General features: G+C 39.2%; 4 protein-coding genes. All 4 read right to left on the bottom strand.

What is annotated here, in order from left to right:
• Window positions 1-297: 297 nt before the first annotated feature.
• Window positions 298-960 (bottom strand): HAD family hydrolase, encoded by a 663-nt coding sequence (locus tag CAG60_RS06170; RefSeq protein ID WP_202598533.1) that lies wholly within the window; start codon window positions 958-960, stop codon window positions 298-300.
• 133 nt (window positions 961-1,093) lie between these two features.
• Window positions 1,094-1,483 carry a hypothetical protein gene (locus tag CAG60_RS06160; RefSeq protein WP_029836357.1) on the bottom strand — a complete coding sequence of 130 codons (390 nt, stop codon included), beginning with the start codon at window positions 1,481-1,483 and terminating at the stop codon, window positions 1,094-1,096.
• A gap of 197 nt (window positions 1,484-1,680) precedes the next feature.
• A complete protein-coding gene (locus CAG60_RS06155; RefSeq protein ID WP_202598532.1) occupies window positions 1,681-1,962 on the bottom strand; it encodes a hypothetical protein in 282 nt (93 codons plus the stop codon).
• 152 nt (window positions 1,963-2,114) lie between these two features.
• Window positions 2,115-2,567, bottom strand: a 453-nt coding sequence (gene def, locus CAG60_RS06150) for a peptide deformylase (RefSeq protein ID WP_161438504.1), incomplete at its 5' end; no start/stop codon positions are given.

Genomic DNA, 2,567 nt, shown 5'->3' with positions numbered 1-2,567 from the left:
GAACCTTTTGCGAACACAATTTATCAGAGCAGAGTTGCCGAAAAAACACAAGCATCGTTCAACTTTCAATCGCCACCAAAAAGAACAATAAACTCATAATATCAATAAATTAGAATAAGAAAACTTCTAAATCAGACTAAGTTTTCCCATTAAAATTTATATATTGATTTTGCTGAGGCTCAATAAAGCATAACGCCGCGTTAAGGGGTGAGCAACGCAACTACCAACTCACCGCATTACACTAAAAACCAATAAAATCAAAGCATAACGAAAATACCACGCGTTGCGAATCCCTCTTTAACGCCTTGTTAGGCGAATTAGTTCACGCGTAATATTTGTGCGATTAACAACATGATTAGCTCGACTTTCTATACTTTCAACATCTGAAATCAGCATTGTTGATATACCGACTAATTCAGCACCACATACATCAGCGATTTCATTATCACCAACCATGATCGTATTTGAACTTATACTTCCTGTACTTTCTAACGCTATCTCAAAAGCTTGACGGCTAGGTTTCCTAAAACCAATTTCTGAAGACCAAATTACGCTATCGAAATATTTAGCTAAACCTCTCTCACTCAAGTCACGCTGAAAAACTTCCGTAGGACCAGTGACGTTAGATAACAAGATTAACTTTGTTCCTTGTTTTTGAAGAGAGCTCAGTAATGGTAGCGAGTAACTATACATGTGACCACTATCTACAAAATGGTTCAAATGCTCCAAACCAATAGATTGCTCAAACGTAAGACCGTACTCATTGAATGATTTTTCCCAAATATCAATCCATCTAGGTTGCTCAACTTGATCTGGGCTATACAGCTCTTTAATGCTCCGTTCTATCGAATGACCAATTTGCTCGGCACACTTTGATTCAAGAACCACTTTCAACGAATTAGATAAATTACCCATTTCACATAAGGTATTACCGTAATCAAAAATCACTGTATCGTACATTCGCACTCTCTTCGCCTAACGCCCTGTTAAGGTGTGAGCAACGCAATAGAGAAGCCGCCGCATACAACCTTAAACACTAAACGCAACGCACAGTAAAAATGCCACGCGTTGCGAATCACTCTTAAACAGATTGTTATAACTCGATGCTAAAGTTGTTTTCCTCTGCGATATCCCATGCTTTCGCAAACTGCTCTGGTGTCGGAGGTATTACGTCAAACCAGTCATAATTGAATACCTTTTCTCTAGCTTTGTGTAAGTCTCCGATAGTTTCAAAGCCATCACCAGGCAAGCCTGTTTCGGCGTTAACAACCAAAACACTTAAAGGAGGCAGTTTGTTCTGAGCACAAAAGTGAAGAATATGACCTAATTGTCTATCCATTGTCCCCGCTCCCTTATATCCAAGAATATCAGCGACTTCACCGTAAGTAGTAATTTTGCGTTCGTAAGCGAACCCTATCAAAATTTGCCATATCTGAAGAGCTCGGTTTTCAAGGCTCGTATGATTAGAAAAGTATTTGATCATTTAGCTTTCTCCATAGAGTTATAACGCCCGGTTAAGGGGTGAGCAACGCAACAACTAACTCACCGCACAACACCGTAAACCACAAAAGTCAACGCATTACAAAAAATGCTGCGCGTTGCGAATCCCTCTTGAACCGTTTGTTATATTTTCGTTCTCAACGCTAATGTGACCGAGAGCTTAAGATTAACTAAAAACCATTAACAAACTGATACTTCTCGATTTTCTAAAACCGTAGCAGCTTCAGCTCGCTCAATAATTTTCAACAATACCGATTGAATGGCTTCATCTTCACGAACATCTTTATCACTCGTAAATCGCTGAATTTGCGGTTCAGCATTTTCTTCAGACAAAAAGGTAATGACTACTTCGGTAGCGAAATCTGTCGTTTTACCGAAATACTCTAAAGATATTTGCGGATAACCTTTGAAACCTCTTTGTACTCGTTTCAATATGCGTTTTTTCGCCTTATCCACGTTCATCATGAATCCTTTTGATTGCTGAACTTAAAAAAATATAACGCCCGGTTAAGGGGTGAGCAACGCAACTACCAAATCACCGCACAACACCATAACCACTGAAATCAACGCATAATAAAAATGCCGAGCGTTGCGAATCCCTCTTTAACCGTTTGTTATGTGCGTGGTTGAGAGTGCGATTTGACGTACTTTTTCACCTTTTTCATCGCCATTTGACGCTTTAACGGTGAAAGATAATCAATGAATAAATTACCAGAAAGATGATCAATCTCATGCTGCATAACGATAGCCAGAAAATCATCACTTTCGATCGTGATTCGCTGACCTGTTCGATCTAACGCCGATACCACAACTGATGTATAACGTTCCACCTCAGCATAATAATCTGGAACTGAAAGACATCCCTCTTGACCTAAAGCTTTGTGGCTACCACTCACTACTTCAGGATTAATCAATATCAATGGCTGATCTCGATTATCTGAAAGATCAATAATAACAACCGCTTCTTTACGACCCACTTGAACTGAAGCTAGACCTATACCATTATCAGTTGAATATAGGGTTTCCAACATATCATCGATTAATTTCTGAACCGATTCAATATCCTG

Origin of the sequence: Vibrio sp. V33_P6A3T137, from assembly GCF_009904835.1 — a bacterium.
GTDB lineage: Bacteria > Pseudomonadota > Gammaproteobacteria > Enterobacterales > Vibrionaceae > Vibrio > Vibrio metschnikovii.
This window is presented reverse-complemented; position numbering and strand designations above follow the sequence as displayed.